We start from the raw sequence: 18,464 nt of genomic DNA, 5'->3' as shown, positions 1-18,464 counted from the left end.
CGGCAGTCGCCGATTATAGCTTTACCGGCCCGGTCCAGGCCGGAACACGCCCGCCCAGGCCATGGCCGGGCTTCGGCGCCCGGCCCCGCCCGGCAACGGCGCGGGAGCACTTCAGCGCGCGCTGGTCATTTCAATGGTGCCAAGTTCAATGGCACGCTGTCCTGGGCAGGCGACCGACACTGGGAGAGCCTTGGCACCTGCGAACAGCCCGGGATCGCTGAATGCGGATGTCACCAGCGCGCTGCCATAGCTGCTGGTGCCGACCGTCTGGCCCAGATAGACCCGGGGCTGGCCCCGCAGATGCTTCATGCTGATCCAGAGGCCACTGCTTCCATCTGACTGCAGGTTGAAGCCTTGCCCAGCCGTGCCTGTCTTGGGGCCCCATGCCTCAACGCTGAAGCTGCAGTCTTCGACCATTCCGGGTACCGGAGCCGGTGGCTGCAGGTCAAGCACGCCTATCTCAACCGCCGTCTGGCCCGGGCAGGCGAGGGTGACCGGGACGCGCCCGGACAGGGTGGCGAGGGCTGGCGTCGGGAACGCGGCCGTGATCAAGCCCTCCACTGTGGTCACGACAGCCGGGGTGCTGCCGATCAGCACCTGGGGGGTGCCGCGCAGGTGCTTCATTGGAAACCACATGGCGCTTGATCCATCGGGCTGGACGTTCACGCCCTGCCCTTGGACCGCCTGTCTTGGGCCCCAGCCGTCAAGGTCGGCTTCGAATTCACACGCCGCGTGACGCTCATCGATCGCCATCGCCTGCAGGCGTGGCGTGCGGTAATCCGTGGCGTGCTGCGCGCGCAGGTAATGACCCTGGCCCAGCACAATGTCCTGGCGCAGTGCGCGCAGGCTGTCGAACTGCTGCCAGGCGGCATTGCAGGCTGATGTACGTGGTGCGCTTTCGCGGCTGGCACAGTCGCTCCAGCTGCCGTCGTCACTGGCAAGCAGGTGGCCGCGGAAGGGTCGCAGTGTCATCACTCCACGCTGGGCCGATTGCGGAAGCAGTGCGCTGCTGCCCAGCAGCTGGCCGATCAGTCCTGGAAGCTCGTACATCGGCAGGTCGGTGCCGGTGCGGACAGCGCCTCGGCTGCCGTCGATGATCAGCAGCGGGGTGCGGCTGATACCTACCTTGCGCCGTGTCTCGGCGTTGTCGAAGCTGGCTGGATCCTTTCCATTGACAGCGATGTAGGGGTCTGGATCGACATCCAGCGAGGGAGAATGGTCGCCGAAGGCGACGATCAGCGCATCGGGGTCGCGGGCAACGATCGCCTCGGCCCAGTCCATGAACGCGCGGGTGGTGTACGCCACGGCATTGGCATAATCGCGCAGCCTTGGAGCATTGTCCGGGCTGATTGAAACCAGATCGGGACGGCGCTCGGTGTTGCGTACGAAGCCCCAATGCGAGGACAGTGACACCAGATAATTCAGGCGTGGCTGTGTTGTGGGGTTCTCATCCAGATACTGCAGGTTCTGGCGGAAGAAGGAGCTATCGGCGAGCAGGTCACCTTCCAGATCGTCCAGGTCGAACGCGCTGATCGGGCGGTACAGATCGAAGCCGGCCTGGTCGTACGCACTGATCCGGTTCCAGTTGTCGGCTTGGTGTGCGTGGCTTGCCACCGAACGGTAGCCGGCACGTGCCAGCACCGCGGGAAGGCAGGGGGAAGGGTTGCGCATCAGGTTGACGAAGGCGACCGAATTGCGAGGCGCGGGCAGGCCGCACAGCACTTCGAATTCAGCGTTGGCCGTGGCACCGCCCATTTCAGGCGAGAGCACGTAGGGGCGTCCTGCGCGTTCCCACAATGCCTGGAACCGGGGGTCGAACGGCGAGCGGTTGCTGTGGTAGTGGTCCAGCAGTGAGATGTCCCAGACGCTTTCGAGCAGGACAATATGCACATTGCGCCGCACCTCGATCCGACCTGGATGCCACGCCTGCAGTGACAGCGCATTGATCTCCGCGGCCGTGGGTACGCCGCGCGAGTCCTCGCGCATCAACCGCCAGTCCTCAAGCAGATACAGCAACGGCCCACGTGCGCGCAGCAGGCTGAGCTGGTCCTGTCGGCCAGGCACCCGGACGATCTCTCCGTTGGGCATTTTCTGTTCCTGCAGGGCGACAGGCAGCAACAACTCGCTGGCCGAACGCACTGTGCCTGCCGCCGCCGCCAACAGGACGGCCGCCGACGCCGTGGCTGCCAGCAGGCCCAGGGTCACCCAGCGCGGCCGCAGGCTGGCCAGTGCCAGCAACGCCGCCAAGGTGATGAGTGCCATGGCCAGCAAGAGGGTGTGACCGGACAGGGTGGACAGCAGGACCGGCAGGGCTTGTACGTCGGCGATTGAAAGCGGGGTATGCAGCATGCCGATCTTGACCGCATTGCCGACCAGCAGCAGGCTTGCTGCACCGGTGATCACTGCGGTACCCCACCAGTGGTTGCGAACGGCGGGGCCAAGCAACCACATTGCAAGACCCAGTGGAACTGCCGTGGCGGCAACCGCGCCCATGCTGTACTGCAGGTCGCAGAGTGCCCAGGCGAGCAGGGCCGCCACGCTGCAGGCCAGGAGGCTGATCGGCAGGTATATCCAAAACTGCGCCAGATCCCTGGCAAACAAGCGGGCTGCTGCGCCCATTCCTTTATTCATGTTTGTGACATTTGCGTGAAATCGGCCGCATTTTCGACCGCATCACGCAGAAACGCCAGCCTTGGACTGTGTCGTCACGTATCGCAGCCGGTTGCTTGAAATGCAGGACAAAAAAAACCCCGGTCAATCGACCGGGGCGTTGTTTCCGCAACAGCAGGTGAGGGGGCCGCCTCAGCCCAGCGCCGCTTCCAGCTCCGGCAGGATCGTGAACAGATCCCCGACCAGCCCGATATCGGCAATCTCAAAGATCGGCGAATCCGCATCCTTGTTGATTGCGACAATCGTGCCCGCATCCTTGATGCCGGTCAGATGCTGGATGGCACCGCTGATGCCGACGGCCACGTACAGCTCGGGCGAAATGATCTTGCCGGTCTGGCCAACCTGCAGGTCGCTGGGCACGTAGCCGGCATCGACCGCTGCACGCGAGGCACCCACGGCGGCACCGAGCTTGTCGGCCAGCTGGAAGATCACCTTGAAGTTCTCTTCCGAACCGACACCACGACCACCAGAGACCACGCGCTTGGCACTCTGCAGGTCCGGGCGGTCGCTGGCACCGGCGGCCAGGCCGACGAAGCGGGTGTGGGTCGGCAGGGCCGCATCGACGCTGGCCGCTTCAATGGCAGCACTGCCACCCTGGGAGGCTTCCGGCCACGAGGCGGCACGCACGGTGGCAACCACGATCTGGTCGGCCGGGGTTTCCACGGTGATGATGGCGTTGCCGGCGTAGATCGGACGCTTGAAGGTATGGCTGCCTTCCACGGTCATCAGGTCGGAGACCTGGTTGACGCCCAGCAGGACGGCCACGCACGGCATCAGGTCCTTGCCGAAGGTGGTCGAGGGGCCGAACACGTGGGTGTAGCCCTTGGCCAGCTGCGCGATCTGCGGCGACAGTACCTGGGCCAGGGCCTGTGCGTTGGCGGCGTTGGCGACGGTCAGGACCTTGGCGACGCCGGCGATCTTCGCGGCTTCAGCAGCGACGGCCGTCGGGTCGGCGGCCAGCACCAGCACGTCGATGCTGGCACCGCTGATCGCGGCGGCGGCACTGACGGTCTTGGCGGTGGCGGCATTGAGCTTGCCGTCGTGGTGCTCGGCGATGACGAGAATCTTGCTCATTACAGCAGCCCCTTCTGCTTGAGTGCGGCAACCAGTTCGGCCGCGTCCTTGACCATCACACCCTTGCTGCGCTTGGACGGCGCGGCGTACTGGGTGGTCTTGAAGGTGTCGGCGGCTTCAACGCCGAGGTCGGCCAGCTGCAGGGTCTCCAGCGGCTTGGCCTTGGCTTTCATGATGTCGGGCAGCTTGATGAAACGCGGTTCGTTCAGGCGCAGGTCGGTGGTGACCACGGCCGGCAGATCGACTTCCAGCGTTTCCAGGCCGGCGTCGACTTCACGGGTGACGGTGGCCTTGCCCTCGGCAATGTCGAGCTTGCTGGCGAAGGTGGCCTGCGGACGGCCCCAGAGCGTGGCCAGCATCTGGCCGGTCTGGTTGGCATCGTCGTCGATGGCCTGCTTGCCCAGGATCACCAGATCGGGCTGCTCCTTCTCGACCAGCTTGAGCAGGGTGCGGGCAGCGGTCAGCGGTTGGATGGCCTGATCGGTGACGACGTGAATGGCACGGTTTGCACCCATGGCCAGGCCATTGCGCAGGTGCGCCTGGGCGTCGGCCGGAGCGATGGTGGCGACGACGACCTCGGTGGCGATGCCCTTGTCACGCAGGCGCAGGGCCTCTTCCAGGGCGATCTCATCGAAAGGGTTGGGGGACAGCTTGACGCCGTCGGTGACCACGCCGGAACCGTCCGGCTTGACCTGAATGCGGACGTTGTAGTCCACCACGCGCTTGTACGCGACGAGGATTTTCATCTGGTACGAGATCCTTGTAGTGCCGGTTGCTGGCCGGCTCACTTTTGCTGGAGAACGTCCGGCTCTGCGACAGCAACCGGTTCGGGGGTGGGACCCCGATTCTAGCTGGCTTGGGGTGACCATGCGAATGCGTATGGTGATGCTGCGATGCGTCAAAAACCCCCGGTGCGACGACGGCCGTTCACCTCATGCAGGCAGTCGTGAAGACAGCCCCGTTGTATCCTGTAACGCTGAATCGGGCCTCCGTACGGAGCCTGCAGTCGAGACATCAACAGGAGAACAGGTAGTGCCCACATGGCTTGTCACCGGCGGCGCCGGATTCATTGGCGGTAACTTCGTTCTCGAGGCGGTCGCCCGCGGCGTCAAGGTCGTCAATCTTGACGTGCTGACCTACGCCGGCAACCTGAAGACCCTGTCCAGCCTCGACGGCAATCCAGACCATGTGTTCGTGCAGGGCGACATCGGCGACAGCGCGCTGGTTGCACGCCTGCTGGCCGAGCATCAGCCCGATGCCGTGCTGAACTTCGCCGCGGAGAGCCACGTCGACCGTTCGATCGATGGCCCGGGTGCGTTCATCCAGACCAATGTGGTTGGCACCCTCGGCCTGCTCGAGGCGGTGCGTGACTACTGGAAGGCGCTGCCGGCCGAGCAGGGCGCGGCCTTCCGCTTCCTGCACGTCTCCACCGACGAGGTGTACGGCACCCTGGGCGAGACCGGCAAGTTCAGCGAAACCACGCCATATGCGCCGAATTCGCCGTACTCGGCGTCCAAGGCCGCCTCGGACCACCTGGTGCGCGCGTTCCACCACACCTACGGGCTGCCGGTGCTGACCACCAACTGTTCCAACAACTACGGCCCGTACCACTTCCCCGAGAAGCTGATCCCGCTGGTGATCGCCAAGGCGCTGGCCGGCGAACCGCTGCCGGTGTACGGCGACGGCAAGCAGGTGCGCGACTGGCTGTTCGTGTCCGACCACTGCGAAGCGATCCGCACCGTGCTGGCCAAGGGCCAGGTGGGCGAGACCTACAACGTCGGCGGCAATTCGGAAAAGCAGAACATCGAGGTGGTGCAGGCGATCTGCGCACTGCTGGACCAGCGCCGTCCGCGCGAAGACGGCCAGCCGCGCAGCAGCCAGATCACCTACGTGGCTGATCGCCCGGGCCATGACCGTCGCTACGCGATCGACGCGTCGAAGCTGAAGAACGATCTGGGCTGGGAACCGGCCTACACCTTCGAGCAGGGCATCGGTTTCACCGTCGATTGGTACCTGGACAACCAGGAATGGGTGAACGGCGTGCTCGACGGCAGCTACCGCCTGCAGCGCATCGGCACCGCGGCCTGAACCAAGGACACGACATGACCCAACGCAAGGGCATCATCCTCGCCGGCGGCTCCGGCACCCGGCTGTATCCGATCACCAAGGGCGTCAGCAAGCAGCTGCTGCCGGTGTACGACAAGCCGATGATCTATTACCCGCTGAGCGTGCTGATGCTGGCGGGCATCCGCGAAGTGCTGATCATCAACACCCCGCACGAACAAGCGCTGTTCCAGCAGTTGCTGGGCGACGGTTCGCAGTGGGGCATGGACATCCAGTACGCGGTACAGCCGAGCCCGGACGGGCTGGCGCAGGCGTATCTGATCGGCAGGGACTTCGTGGCCGGCAAGCCGAGCTGTCTGGTGCTGGGCGACAACATCTTCCATGGCCATGGCCTGCGCGAAGTGCTCAAGCGTGCCGATGAGCGTGTGGACGGTTCAACCGTGTTCGGCTACTGGGTCAATGATCCGGAGCGTTACGGCGTGGCCGAGTTCGACAAGACCGGCAAGGTGATCGACCTGGTCGAGAAGCCGGAGAAGCCGCGCTCGAACTATGCGGTGACGGGCCTGTACTTCTACGATGGCAACGCCAGCGACTACGCTGCCGAGCTCAAGCCTTCAATGCGTGGCGAGCTGGAGATCACCGATCTCAACAAGCGCTACCTGGAGGAAGGCAGCCTGCACCTGGAGGCCCTTGGCCGCGGTTACGCGTGGCTGGATACCGGTACCCACCAGTCGTTGCTGGAAGCGTCCAACTTCATCGAGACGATCCAGACCCGGCAGGGTCTGCAGGTGTGCTGCCCGGAAGAAATCGCTTTTGGCCAAGGCTGGATCAGTGCCGAACAACTGGAAGCACTGGCGGCGCCGCTGATCAAGAACGGCTACGGCCAGTACCTGCATACGCTCGCTCTGCGTGGAGTTGTTCCGTGAAAGTGATCGAGACTTCATTGCCAGGGTGCCGGGTGATCGAGCCGGCCGTGTTCGGTGACGAGCGCGGGTTCTTCTTCGAGACCTGGAATGCCGCTCGATTTGCCGAACTCGGCCTGCCTGATCGCTTCGTGCAGAGCAATGTCTCTTCCTCCAGCAGGGGCGTCCTGCGCGGACTGCATTACCAATGGCCGCGGCCCCAGGGGAAGCTGGTGTCGGTGCTGGAGGGCGAGGTCTACGACGTCGCCGTGGATATCCGCCGCGGCTCGCCGACCTTCGGTCGATGGGAAGCGGTGATCCTGAGCGCGGAGAACAAGAAACAGTTCTGGATTCCGGAAGGCTTCGCGCATGGGTTCGCGGTGTTGTCCGAACGGGCCTTGTTCAGTTATCTCTGCACTGATGTATACGTCAAGGAAGCGGATGCGGGCATTCGCTGGAACGACGCCGATATCGCGGTGGACTGGCCGATCAGTGCGCCGACCTTGTCGACCAAGGACGAGAATGCGCCGTTCCTGAAGGACGTCGCGCAGGATCGACTGCCGGTCTATACCCCATGAAGTATCTGGTGCTCGGTGGCAATGGCCAGGTTGGACAGGAGCTGCTGCGCGCGCTTTCGCCGTATGGACAGGTGATCGCCACCACCCGCAGCGGCAAGCTGCCCGATGGCAGTGCCTGCGAAGTGGCCGATTTTGGCCAGCCCGACAGCCTGCCGGCGCTGCTGGATCGCCTGCAGCCGTCGGTGGTGATCAATGCAGCCGCCTACACGGCGGTGGATCGTGCCGAACAGGATGCTGAGGCCGCGTTTTTGGCCAATGCGCAGGCGCCGGGTGTGATCGCGCGCTGGTGTGCGGCGCATGGCGTGCCGTTCGTGCACTACTCCACCGACTACGTGTTCGATGGTCAGGGCAGCGCGCCCTATCGCGAAGACGAACCGACCGCCCCGCTGGGCGTGTACGGCACCAGCAAGCGCGACGGCGAGGACGCCGTGCGTGCCGCGGGCGGACGCCATCTGATCTTCCGCACCGCGTGGGTGTATGCCTCGCATGGCGCGAATTTCCTGCGCACCATGCTGCGTGTGGGTGCCGAGCGCGACCAGTTGCGGGTGGTGGCCGACCAGATCGGCACCCCGACGCCGGCCGCACTGATTGCCGATGTCACCGCACAGGCGCTGCAGCACCCGGGGCAGTTGTCGGGCACCTGGCATCTCACCGCCAGTGGCCAGACCAGCTGGCATGGCTTTGCCGAAGCGATTTTCGCTGAAGCGCTGGCGACGGGCGTGCTGACCAAGGTGCCGTCGGTTGAAGCCATCCCCAGTGCCGAATACCCGACCCCGGCAAAGCGTCCAGCATGGTCGGTGCTCGATAACCGCAAGCTACAGCAGGATTTCGGCATCGAACTGCCGACGTGGCAGGACGGGTTGAAGCGGGTCATGGCTGAGATTGCCTGACCCGGTAGGCGGCGTGCCGACCAACGGTCGGCACCCACCCCGACCAACGGTCGGCATGCACCACAGGGCGACGACTCAGCTGCGCCCGTACGTATCCTCGAAGCGCACGATATCGTCTTCGCCGAGGTAACTGCCCGACTGCACTTCAATCAGCTCCAGCGGCAGCTTGCCCGGGTTGCGCAGACGGTGGGTCACACCCAGCGGGATGTAGGTGCTCTGGTTCTCGCTCAGCAGGATCACTTCATCGCCGCGGGTGACTTCGGCGGTGCCGCTGACCACGATCCAGTGCTCGGCACGGTGGTGATGCATCTGCAGGCTCAATGTACCGCCCGGCTTGACCGTGATCCGCTTGACCTGGAAACGCTCGCCATTGTCGATCGAATCGTAGGCCCCCCACGGGCGGTAGACCTTGCGGTGCCAGGTGGCTTCGCTGCGGCCGTCGGCCTTCAACTGCGCCACCACGGTCTTGACCTCCTGCATGCGGTCGGCCTTGCCGACCAGCACCGCATCGTCGGTCTCCACCACGATCACATCATCCAGACCGACCATCGCCACCAGGCGCTCGCCATAGGCGTAGGTGTTGCGGCAGTCGATGGCGATCACATCGCCCTGGTGCGCGTTGCCGTCGCCATCCTGCTGCGACACATCGCGCAGTGCCGTCCACGAGCCAACGTCATTCCAGCCCGCATCCAGCGGCACCACCACCGCATCGGCGGTCTTTTCCATCACCGCGTAATCGATCGAATCGGACGGCACGGCAGTGAACGCGTCCTTGTCCAACCGGGTGAAATCGGCATCCCGGCGTGCGCTCTGCCAGGCGTCGCGACAGGCAGACAGCATGGCTGGCTGCAGGCGCTCGAGTTCCTGCAGGTAACGCGAGGCCTTGAACAGGAACATGCCGCTGTTCCAGTAGTACTGCCCGCTGGCCACGTAGCCGGTGGCGGTGTCCAGGTCGGGTTTCTCGACGAAGCGCTCGACCGCGCGCACGCCTTGGCCATCGGCGGCCTTGATGTAGCCATAGCCGGTTTCCGGACCGGTCGGCACGATTCCGAAGGTGACCAGCTTGCCGGCTTCAGCGGCGCCGGCAGCGGCCTGTACCGCTGCGCGGAATGCGGCCTCATCGGTGATCACGTGATCGGAGGGCAGTACCAGCAACAGCGCATCGGTGCCGTCGCGGGTAGCTTCCAGTGCGGCCACGGCAATCGCCGGGGCGGTGTTGCGGCCGATCGGTTCAAGGATGATCGCGGCCGGCTCGGCGCCGACCTGCTGAAGTTGTTCGGCAGCAACAAAGCGGTGTTCTTCGTTGGCAATGACCAGTGGGCCGCGGCTGGCAATGGGGGCCACGCGCTGCCAGGTCGCCTGCAGCATCGTCAGCTCACCGGCCAGAGGCAGGAACTGCTTTGGGTACGCTTCGCGCGACAGGGGCCACAGGCGGGTGCCGGAACCCCCGGAGAGGATGACGGGCTGGACGGTGTTCATCGGGACATCTCCGCTCAGGACTTCAACAGCGTGGCGATTTCATCGGTGCGCGCCTGCATCAGCGCCGCATCCCCGCGCGATTCAACGTTCAGGCGCAGCAATGGCTCGGTGTTGGAGCTGCGCAGATTGAAACGCCAGTCGCCAAAGTCGGCACTGATGCCATCGGTATGGTCCAGTGCAGGTGACTGCGCGGCGAAGTGTTCCATCACCCGCGCGACTGCTGCCTTCGCATCGGCGACCTTGAAGTTGATCTCGCCGCTGCATGGATAGGCGGCCATGCGGTCTTCGACCCAGTCGGCCAGCGAACGACCGCTTTCGGAAACGAGCTGGGCGATCAGCAGCCAGGGGATCATGCCCGAGTCGGCATAGGCGAATTCGCGGAAGTAGTGATGGGCGCTCATTTCACCGCCGTACACCGCATCCTCTGCGCGCATCTTCTCCTTGATGAAGGCGTGGCCGCTCTTGCACAGCACCGGCACGCCGCCGGCCTGCTCGACCATCTCCACGGTGTTCCAGACCAGGCGCGGGTCGTGCACGATCCTGCCACCCGGGTTGCGGTCCAGCGCCGCCTTTGCCAGCAGGCCGACCAGGTAATAGCCTTCGATGAAGCGCCCGGTATGGTCGAAGAAGAAGCAGCGGTCGAAGTCACCGTCCCAGGCGATGCCGAAGTCGGCGCCGTACTCGCGAACCGCTTCAGCGGTCGCGGCCCGGTTCTCCTGCAGCAGCGGATTGGGGATGCCGTTGGGGAAGCTGCCATCGGGTTCGTGGCAGATGCGGATGAACTCGAACGGCAGATGCGGTGCCAGCAGGTCGACGATGGCGCCCGCGCCGCCGTTGCCGGCGTTCACCACCAGCTTCAGCGGCTTCAGTTTGTTTGCATCGACATAGGACAGCAGATGCTGGATGTAGGCACTTTTGTCATGCTCGGCAGTCTGCCCGGCCCTGGCCGGTGAAGCGGGCGCGGTATCGGCGGCAACCGCATCGGAAATCGCGAACAGGCCGGTGTCCGAGCTGATCGGTCGCGCGTTCTCCTTGACCAGCTTCATCCCGTTGTAATCCATCGGGTTATGGCTGGCGGTCACCATGACACCGCCCGCTGCACCGCGATGGTCGGTCTGGAAGTAGACCTCCTCGGTGCCGCACAGACCGATGTCGATGACTTCCCGGCCGGCACCGCGCAGGCCCGCAGCCAGTGCGTCCTGCAGCGCCGGACTGGTCAAACGTACATCGTGCCCCACCACCACCGGCCCGGGCGACAACTGATCGGCCAAGGCCACACCGATCCGGCGGGCGAGGTCTTCGTTCAGTTCTTCCGGCACGCGGCCGCGGATGTCATAGGCCTTGAAGGCGGGCAGGGGCATCGAGCGAATCCTTGGTGAGATCAGTCGGCTAGTGTAATCCCACGCCTGTGTGGGAATCGTTTCCATGCCCATGCCGGCGCTGAACGCAGGGGGCTGGCGGTGCTGGCCTGGTGACAGTAGATCCACGCCATGCGTGGATGAATCCTCCCCAGGGCTGAAGCGCATCCATGCGCTGCATGGATCTACCTGGCAGGCCGCCCGCGCTTGGCTTTCGGCGTCACCCCGGGCAAGGGCGCCAGCAGCGCTTCCAGATCCTCGTCGTTGAAGCGCGGGCCGCTGCTTCCGGCCCCTTCCAGAATGGTCTCGGCCAGGGACGCCTTCCGCTGTTGCAGCTCGGCGATCCGTTCCTCGATGCTGCCTGCGGCGATCAGCTTGTAGACGAACACCGGCTGGTTCTGGCCGATGCGATGGGCACGGTCGGTCGCCTGGTCCTCGGCGGCCGGGTTCCACCAGGGATCGTAGTGGATGACAGTGTCGGCGGCGGTCAGATTCAGCCCCACGCCACCGGCTTTCAGACTGATCAGGAATATGGGCACCTCGCCCTGCATGAAGCGCTGCACCGGGGTGACCCGGTTCTGGGTGTCGCCGGTCAGGGTCACGTAGGCCAGGCCCAGCGCATCCAATGCCTGCGCGATCAGGGTCAGCATGCCGGTGAACTGTGAGAACAGCAGGATGCGGCGGCCCTCTTCGACCATGGACGGCAGCATCTCGCGCAGCAGGTCCAGCTTGGCCGAGCCGGCAGTGCGCGCGGGTGTCCCGCCCGGCAGCAGACGCGGATCGCAGCAGACCTGGCGCAGCTTCAGCAACGCGTCCAGCACCACGATGTGATTACGTGCCAGGCCACTACCGTTGATCGCGTCGCGTACCTGTTTTTCCATTGCTGCACGCACGGTTTCGTACAGTTCGCGCTGACCGCCCTCCATCGCCACGGTGCGGGTGATGAGGGTCTTCGGTGGAAGTTCGGAGGCGACCTGGTCCTTGCGTCGGCGCAGGATGAAAGGGCGCATGCGCTGGGCCAGCAGCTGCGCACGCCGGCGGTCGCTGCCGCGCTCGATGGGGTGGCGCCAGTGCTGGTTGAACTGCTTTTCGCTGCCCAGCAGGCCAGGAAGCAGGAAGTCGAACTGTGTCCACAGCTCGCCCAGATGATTTTCCAGCGGAGTACCGGTCAGGCACAGTCGATGTCGGGCCTGCAGCGTGCGCAGCGTGGCCGCCGCGCGTGATCGGGGGTTCTTCACCTGTTGTGCCTCGTCCAGGATCAGCAGGTGATAGGAATGCGCCTGCAGCGCCTGTTCGTCGCGCCAGAGCAGGGGGTAGGTGGTCAGTATCAGGTCATGCGCGGCAATGGCATCGAACTGCGTGTCGCGTGCAGGTCCGTGCAGGGCCAGTACGCGCAGGTCCGGGGTGAAGCGCGCAGCTTCGCTCTGCCAGTTGTGCAGCAGTGACGTCGGCACGACCAACAATGCTGGCCTGTCCAGGCGGCCGCTCTGTTTTTCAACCAGGAGATGGGCCAGGGTCTGCAGTGTCTTGCCCAGCCCCATGTCATCGGCCAGCACGCCGCCCAGGCCCTGCTGGCGCAGGTACTGGAGCCAGGACAGGCCTTCAAGCTGGTAGCTGCGCAGCGTCGCGCGCAAGCCTTGGGGGGCTGGAACAGCGGTCATCGCCGGGGCATCCAGCAGTCGCTGTACGCGTGCGCGGGTATCGTCGCTGCTGTGCAGTCGCAGCTGCGCGGCTTCCTGCAATGCCTGCAGGCGTCCGCGGTCGTTCGCCAGCAGGCGCAGCGGTTGCCCGCGGTCGCCGAACAGATCCGCCAGCAGCGCGATCACCGGTTTCAGGCGCCCCGCGCGCAGGGCCAGGCGTTCATTGCCCGCCGTCGTCAGCAGCACGTTCTCGTCATCGCCGATTGCGTCCAGCTGACCGCGCAGCCAGCGCGGATCGGACTGCAACACGCCTTGCAGCAACGGAACCAGCGCAATGCTGCGGCCGTCCACGTCGATGGTCAGGGCCAGGTCGAACGCGGCGCTGTCGGTGGACACCGACCGCACATCCAGATCGATCTCCTCCACCCGGGTGATGCGATGGCGGAAGGCATCGTCAGTCTCGATCTTCCAGCCCAGCGCCTCCAGGCGCAGCACATCCTCCAGCAGGAAGCGGGTCCAGTCGAAACTGCGCAGCTCGAACAACGGCCCGCCGCCATCCAGCACGATGCGCGGTTGCCGCTCGCGATGCAGATGGACGCTGTTCAGTTCCGCTTCGCGCCGCGCTTCCCCGGGCAGATCACGTGGAAGCAGGTAGAGCTGGCCCTCGACGCCATGCACGAACAGCGACGGTTCGTCGAGAAAACGCACGTGTTCGTCGTATTCGAAAGCGACGGTGGCGACGTCGAGCCACTGCGAAGGGTCACGTTCGGTGAGCCAGGCAGGACGGTACTCCATGCTGTGCAGATGAAGGATCGGCGTCATTGCCTGGATCTGCAGGGTGGGCAGCGTTGGATTGGCGGTTGGACGCAGCGGGCCCGGAGCACCCTGCAGGGAGGTCTCCAGCGCGGCCAGCAGCACGGCGGCGACATGCTCGCAGGGCTGGCCAGCCGGGCAGGTGCAGCGACTCTGCAGGGGGCTGTGCGGTGTGCGGGCGCTGGCGTCCAGGTCAAGCGATACCTGCCAGCCTTCGACCTGCGCGGTCAGCAGCGGTGACTGGTAGCGCAGCTCGCCCACTGCCGACACGCGGCGGTTGCCCTTTTCCAGCGTCCCGGCATCCAGCCAGCGGGACAGTTCCCCTCCGGTGAATACTTCGGCCATGCGTCGTCCTGTCCTCTCCATCTGCAGCACGCGTTGCCAAGGGCACCGCAAGCGGGGAAGGGGACATTCTACGGATTGGCGGCCCGGCATGCCGGTTCATGCTGCGGCGCATCCCAGCCGGCAACGGGTGTGCCGCTAGAATGGCGACATTCTCACCGGGTAGGGCAGTAGAGATGCAGCAATCGACTTCCAGCGGCACGCGCAGCAAGCGTTTCGCCTCTGCGGCGGATGCCCTGCAGGGCGTGGTCGCCGACGGCCAGGTTCTGGCCGTGGGTGGCTTCGGCCTGTGTGGTATTCCCGAGGCACTGATCGCCGCGCTGCGCGACAGCGGCGCCAAGGGCCTGACCGTGATCTCCAACAACGCTGGCGTGGACGGCTTCGGCCTTGGCCAGCTGCTGGAAACCCGGCAGATCAAGAAGATGATTTCGTCCTACGTGGGCGAGAACAAGGAATTCGAACGGCAGTTCCTGGCGGGTGAACTGGAGCTGGAGTTCAACCCGCAGGGCACCCTGGCCGAACGCCTGCGCGCCGGCGGTGCTGGTATTCCGGCGTTCTTCACTGCCACTGGTTACGGCACGGTGGTCGCCGATGGCAAGGAAACCCGCGAGTTCGACGGCAAGCACTATGTGATGGAAACCGCGCTGCGCGCCGACGTGGCACTGGTCAAGGCGTGGAAGGCTGATGAGGCCGGAAACCTGGTGTTCCGCAAGACCGCGCGCAACTTCAACCCGGCCTGCGCAATGGCCGGCAAGGTCTGCATCGTGGAAGTGGAGGAGGTGGTGCCGGTCGGCAGCATCGACCCGGACCAGGTGCATCTGCCGGGTATCTACGTGCACCGCATCGTGCACAACCCCACTCCCGAAAAACGTATTGAACAGCGCACCATCCGTGCGGAGGGCAACTGACATGGCATGGACCCGCGACGAGATGGCGGCGCGCGCTGCCCGTGAACTGACCGATGGCGCCTACGTGAACCTGGGCATCGGCCTGCCGACGCTGGTGGCCAACCATATTCCCGACGGTGTGGACGTGTGGCTGCAATCGGAAAACGGCCTGCTCGGCATCGGTCCGTTCCCGACCGAAAGCGAAGTGGATGCCGACCTGATCAACGCCGGCAAGCAGACCGTGACCGCACGCGCCGGTGCCAGCTATTTCGGCAGCCATGACAGCTTCGCGATGATCCGCGGTGGCCACGTCAACCTGGCCATCCTGGGTGCGATGCAGGTGACCGACAAGGGCGACCTGGCCAACTGGATGGTGCCCGGCAAGATGGTCAAGGGCATGGGCGGGGCGATGGACCTGGTGGCGGGCGTGCAGCGGGTGGTGGTGCTGATGGAGCACACCGCCAAGAACGGCGAACACAAGATCCTGTCCGAGTGCACCTTGCCGTTGACCGGCGTGGGCGTGGTCGATCGCATCATCACCGATCTGGCGGTATTCGACGTGACCGATGACGGTCTGGTGCTGGTGGAGACCGCTGAAGGTGTGGGCGAGGACGAGTTGAAGGAAAAGACCGGCGTTGCGTTCAAACGCCGCTGAGCCTCCACGGGGCGGCGCGTCGCTGCCCCATATCCCTGGCGCCGCCATGCTGTTTCCCCACGATCTGCCTGATGCTGATGTCCGCCATCTGCCGGGCTGGTTGCCAGTGGGAGACGCGGACACGTTGTTGCAATCGCTGTGTGAAGCGGTCCCGTGGCAGGTCCACCGCATCCGCATGTTCGGCAACTGGGTGGATTCACCCCGGCTCAGTTGCTGGATCGGCGATCCGCAAGCACGTTACCGCTATTCCGGTGCCGAGTTCGTGCCGCATCCTTGGCCGCCACTGCTGTCCGCGCTGCGTGATCGGCTGCAGAGCGTCGGTCGATTCAACAGCGTGCTGCTCAACCGCTATCGCGGCGGCGCCGACTACATGGGCTGGCACAGCGATGACGAGCCGGAGCTGGGGCCGGCGCCACTGATTGCGTCGTTGAGCCTCGGGGCAGCGCGGCGCTTCCTGCTGCGCCGCCGCGATGACAACACGCGCAAGGCCGAGTACCTGCTCGGCCATGGCGACCTGCTGCTGATGGGCGGTACGACCCAGCGCCACTACCAGCACGCGCTACCGAAGATGGCGCGGGTGCAGGGGGAACGCATCAACCTGACGTTCCGCTGGATCATGCCGCGAACCTGACACAGGTCCCAGAGCATTCATCCACGCATGGCGTGGATCTACCCGCTCTGCAGGACCAGGGCCGGCGCGATCAGCGGAGACTGATCAGCGCTTCAGCGCCTGCTTGTCGCTCTGCCCGCTGCTCAGCGTCCAGCCCACCACGTCCTGCGCCACCTGCTGCAGGCCGCGCTCGAAGGCGGCGGCCACTGCCGGCACATCGGTGCTCCCCACTGGCTGCAGCTGACGGAAGGTACGGTCGGCGACCACCCGCTGGTTGGTCACGTCGATCAGCTTGGCGTTTATCTCGATGACGACCGTCGGCGTGGGCTGGCCCTGGTAGTCCGACTCGAATCGGCGGATGTCGGTGGACAGCTTGTAATCGGCGCGGATGCCGGCGGCGACGCGGGCCACGCCGTGGATGCGGCCGGAATCCTCGAAGCCGCGCAGCAGGGTGTCTTCGATCATGTCGGTGGCCGGCTGCGCCCAGCTGGCGCCCTTGTAGATCTCCAGCTCCGACGGCGTCGGCCGCACGTTGATGCGTGGGCTGTCGACCATGCGCGCGGCGCTGGGCTTGGCCAGCACCAGTTGCCAGTCGGCCTGCGGCCAGCTGGGGTCGACCTTGACCTGCACGGCCGGCGAATACAGGGTGACGGGGTTCTTGTCGCCGCTGCCGAGGATCGAGCAGCCACCCAGCAGGGTGGCCAGCGAGGCGGCCAGCAACAGGCGCGGAAGGGTGGTCGGGCTCATTTGGGTTCGAACTCCTTCGGGGCATCGCGGCCGAGCAGGTAGCGCGCGGGGTTGTTCTCGAGGCGGTCGCTGACCCTGCGCAGGTCGCGGATCAGGCCGCGCAGTTCACCCAGCGTCGGGCCGAGCTGGCCCAGGCCGTCATTGGCGAAGCTGTTGATGGCGGCACGGTTCTCGCCGAGGATCGAATCGGCATTGCCGGCGGCCGAATCAAGCTTGGCCAGGGTGGCGTCGAGCTTGTCGATGATGCCCGGCAGCTGCTGCACCAGGTTCTTGTCCAGGCGCTCGATGGTGCCGTTGGTGGTCTTCAGGGTGGTGTCCAGGCTGCGCGCGGCGTCGCGTGCGCTGAGCAGCAGCGCCTGCGTGCCCTGGTCACGGTCGGCCAGTCCGCCACTGATCGTTTCCAGATTGGCGAGGGTGGCGTTGATCGAGGCGACGTTGCGGTCGCTGAGAACCTGGTCCATGCGCTCGACGATGCGGTTGGCCACGTCGGTGATGTTCTGCAGGGCCGACGGTGTGGTCGGGATGATCGGAGCCGGGTCCTTGTTGACCGTGGTCAGTGCCGGCGACTGCGGCGTGCCGCCGCTGAGCTGGATGATCGACGGGCCGGTCAGGCTGGTGATCGCCAGCTTGGCGCGGGTATCGGTCTTGACCGGCGTGGTCGAGTTCAGGCGGATGCGTGCGACCACCTGGCGCGGATCGTCCGGCACCAGGTTCAGTTCGGTGATCGAGCCCACCGCGATGCCGTTGTACTGCACCGGGCTGCCGACCGACAGGCCGGTCACCGCCTCGCGGAACACCACCCGGTATTCCTGCCAGGTACGGTCGGAGGAGTACTTGGCGGCCCACAGGCCGAAGGCCAGCAGGGCCAGGCCGGTGATCAGGGTGAACGCGCCGATCAGCACGTAGTTGGCTTTCGTTTCCATGGCTCAGGCACTCTCGATCTGTTCGCCACGCGCGGCGCGCGCGCGGGGTCCGTGGAAGTATTCCTGGATCCACGGATGATCCAGTCTCTCGATTTCCGGCAGCGGCGCATTGGCCACCACCTTGCGGTCGGCGATGACCGCTACCCGGTCGCAGATCGCATACAGCGTGTCCAGGTCATGGGTGATCAGGAACACGGTCAGCCCCAGCGCTTCCTGCAGGGTCTTGATCAGGCGGTCGAATGCCGCCGCACCGATCGGGTCGAGGCCGGCGGTGGGCTCATCCAGGAACAGCAGCGGTGGGTCCAGTGCCAGCGCACGTGCCAGGCCAGCGCGCTTGCGCATGCCACCGGACAGCTGCGAGGGCAGCTTGTTGATCGCATCGGCGGGCAGGCCGGCCAGTTTCACCTTCAGCAGCGCCAGTTCGTAGTGCCAGCGCTCGGGCAGCTCGCGGTGATGTTCCTTCAGTGGCACCTGCACGTTTTCGCCGACAGTCAGCGATGAGAACAGGGCGCCGTCCTGGAACAGCACGCCGGTATTGCGTTCGATGTGCAGGCGGCTCTCGGCATCGTCGGCACGCGCGTCGCGGCCGAGCACTTCGATCTGCCCGGCATTGGGCACACGCAGGCCCAGGATCGAGCGCATCAGCACCGATTTGCCGGTGCCCGAGCCGCCCACCACGCCAAGGATCTCGCCACGCCGCACGTCCAGGTCCAGCCCTTCGTGCACGGTCTGGCTGCCAAAGTGGTTGACCAGCCCACGCACGCGGATCGCCAGGTCGTGGCCGTCGTCGTCCTGCATGGGGATTTCTTCGGGGGCCGAATGCGTGCTCATG

16 protein-coding genes are annotated in these 18,464 nt (G+C 65.4%); 7 read left to right on the top strand and 9 right to left on the bottom strand.

Features of this window, described 5'->3' with window-relative positions; all coding sequences use genetic code 11:
- Positions 1–111: 111 nt before the first annotated feature.
- The 3 genes from HUT07_RS16795 to HUT07_RS16785 all read right to left on the bottom strand — a co-directional run bounded on the left by HUT07_RS16795 (position 112) and on the right by HUT07_RS16785 (position 4,490).
- Positions 112–2,538 carry an LTA synthase family protein gene (locus HUT07_RS16795; protein WP_176021861.1) on the bottom strand — a complete coding sequence of 809 codons (2,427 nt, stop codon included), beginning with the start codon at positions 2,536–2,538 and terminating at the stop codon, positions 112–114.
- Positions 2,539–2,802: 264 nt separating this feature from the next.
- On the bottom strand, positions 2,803–3,744 hold the full coding sequence (locus tag HUT07_RS16790) for an electron transfer flavoprotein subunit alpha/FixB family protein (protein ID WP_176021860.1): 942 nt from the start codon (positions 3,742–3,744) through the stop codon (positions 2,803–2,805).
- Positions 3,744–4,490, bottom strand: a complete 747-nt coding sequence (locus tag HUT07_RS16785; protein ID WP_176021859.1) for an electron transfer flavoprotein subunit beta/FixA family protein — start codon at positions 4,488–4,490, stop codon at positions 3,744–3,746. The genes HUT07_RS16790 and HUT07_RS16785 overlap by 1 nt, the downstream gene beginning before the upstream one ends.
- A 286-nt stretch (positions 4,491–4,776) precedes the next feature.
- Here HUT07_RS16785 and rfbB point away from each other — a divergent pair, with 286 nt between their 5' ends.
- From rfbB to rfbD, 4 genes are read left to right on the top strand one after another with little or no spacing between them, the layout of a single operon-like run.
- Positions 4,777–5,832, top strand: coding sequence for a dTDP-glucose 4,6-dehydratase (gene rfbB, locus HUT07_RS16780; RefSeq protein ID WP_176021858.1), 1,056 nt, complete (start codon positions 4,777–4,779; stop codon positions 5,830–5,832).
- Between the two features lie 14 nt (positions 5,833–5,846).
- Positions 5,847–6,734 carry a glucose-1-phosphate thymidylyltransferase RfbA gene (rfbA, locus tag HUT07_RS16775; protein WP_176021857.1) on the top strand — a complete coding sequence of 296 codons (888 nt, stop codon included), beginning with the start codon at positions 5,847–5,849 and terminating at the stop codon, positions 6,732–6,734.
- Positions 6,731–7,288, top strand: a complete 558-nt coding sequence (rfbC, locus tag HUT07_RS16770) for a dTDP-4-dehydrorhamnose 3,5-epimerase (protein WP_176021856.1) — start codon at positions 6,731–6,733, stop codon at positions 7,286–7,288. Before rfbA ends, rfbC begins: the two co-directional genes overlap by 4 nt.
- Positions 7,285–8,178, top strand: a complete 894-nt coding sequence (gene rfbD, locus HUT07_RS16765; protein ID WP_176021855.1) for a dTDP-4-dehydrorhamnose reductase — start codon at positions 7,285–7,287, stop codon at positions 8,176–8,178. Before rfbC ends, rfbD begins: the two co-directional genes overlap by 4 nt.
- Before the next feature lie 75 nt (positions 8,179–8,253).
- Here the strand turns inward: rfbD and HUT07_RS16760 are convergent, their stop codons facing one another.
- The 3 genes from HUT07_RS16760 to HUT07_RS16750 form a co-directional block, all read right to left on the bottom strand.
- Positions 8,254–9,657, bottom strand: coding sequence for a mannose-1-phosphate guanylyltransferase/mannose-6-phosphate isomerase (locus HUT07_RS16760; protein ID WP_176021854.1), 1,404 nt, complete (start codon positions 9,655–9,657; stop codon positions 8,254–8,256).
- Between the two features lie 14 nt (positions 9,658–9,671).
- Entirely contained in the window at positions 9,672–11,018 is a 1,347-nt protein-coding gene (locus HUT07_RS16755) for a phosphomannomutase (RefSeq protein WP_176021853.1), read from the bottom strand.
- Positions 11,019–11,200: 182 nt separating this feature from the next.
- Positions 11,201–13,813 carry a DEAD/DEAH box helicase gene (locus tag HUT07_RS16750; RefSeq protein WP_176021852.1) on the bottom strand — a complete coding sequence of 871 codons (2,613 nt, stop codon included), beginning with the start codon at positions 13,811–13,813 and terminating at the stop codon, positions 11,201–11,203.
- 173 nt (positions 13,814–13,986) lie between these two features.
- Here HUT07_RS16750 and HUT07_RS16745 point away from each other — a divergent pair, with 173 nt between their 5' ends.
- Genes HUT07_RS16745 through HUT07_RS16735 form a run of 3 tightly spaced genes read left to right on the top strand, consistent with a single transcriptional unit; the run spans position 13,987 to position 15,983 of the window.
- The gene (locus HUT07_RS16745; RefSeq protein WP_176021851.1) at positions 13,987–14,718 is read left to right on the top strand and encodes a CoA transferase subunit A; all 732 of its coding nucleotides are present in this window, start codon (positions 13,987–13,989) and stop codon (positions 14,716–14,718) included.
- A gap of 1 nt (position 14,719) precedes the next feature.
- Entirely contained in the window at positions 14,720–15,352 is a 633-nt protein-coding gene (locus HUT07_RS16740) for a CoA transferase subunit B (protein WP_176021850.1), read from the top strand.
- 46 nt (positions 15,353–15,398) lie between these two features.
- On the top strand, positions 15,399–15,983 hold the full coding sequence (locus HUT07_RS16735) for an alpha-ketoglutarate-dependent dioxygenase AlkB (RefSeq protein WP_176021849.1): 585 nt from the start codon (positions 15,399–15,401) through the stop codon (positions 15,981–15,983).
- An 84-nt stretch (positions 15,984–16,067) separates the two neighbouring features.
- Here HUT07_RS16735 and HUT07_RS16730 read toward each other — a convergent pair whose 3' ends face one another.
- The 3 genes from HUT07_RS16730 to HUT07_RS16720 are packed head-to-tail and all read right to left on the bottom strand — an operon-like array spanning position 16,068 to position 18,463.
- A complete protein-coding gene (locus tag HUT07_RS16730) occupies positions 16,068–16,709 on the bottom strand; it encodes an ABC-type transport auxiliary lipoprotein family protein (RefSeq protein ID WP_176021848.1) in 642 nt (213 codons plus the stop codon).
- The gene (locus HUT07_RS16725) at positions 16,706–17,632 is read right to left on the bottom strand and encodes an MlaD family protein (RefSeq protein WP_176021847.1); all 927 of its coding nucleotides are present in this window, start codon (positions 17,630–17,632) and stop codon (positions 16,706–16,708) included. Before HUT07_RS16725 ends, HUT07_RS16730 begins: the two co-directional genes overlap by 4 nt.
- Positions 17,633–17,635: 3 nt before the next feature.
- Positions 17,636–18,463, bottom strand: coding sequence for an ABC transporter ATP-binding protein (locus HUT07_RS16720; protein ID WP_176021846.1), 828 nt, complete (start codon positions 18,461–18,463; stop codon positions 17,636–17,638).
- Position 18,464: the final 1 nt, after the last annotated feature.

The sequence above is a fragment of the Stenotrophomonas sp. NA06056 genome, assembly GCF_013364355.1.
GTDB lineage: Bacteria > Pseudomonadota > Gammaproteobacteria > Xanthomonadales > Xanthomonadaceae > Stenotrophomonas.
The sequence above is the reverse complement of the archived record's forward strand: the minus strand, read 5'-3'. Positions and strand labels throughout refer to the sequence as shown.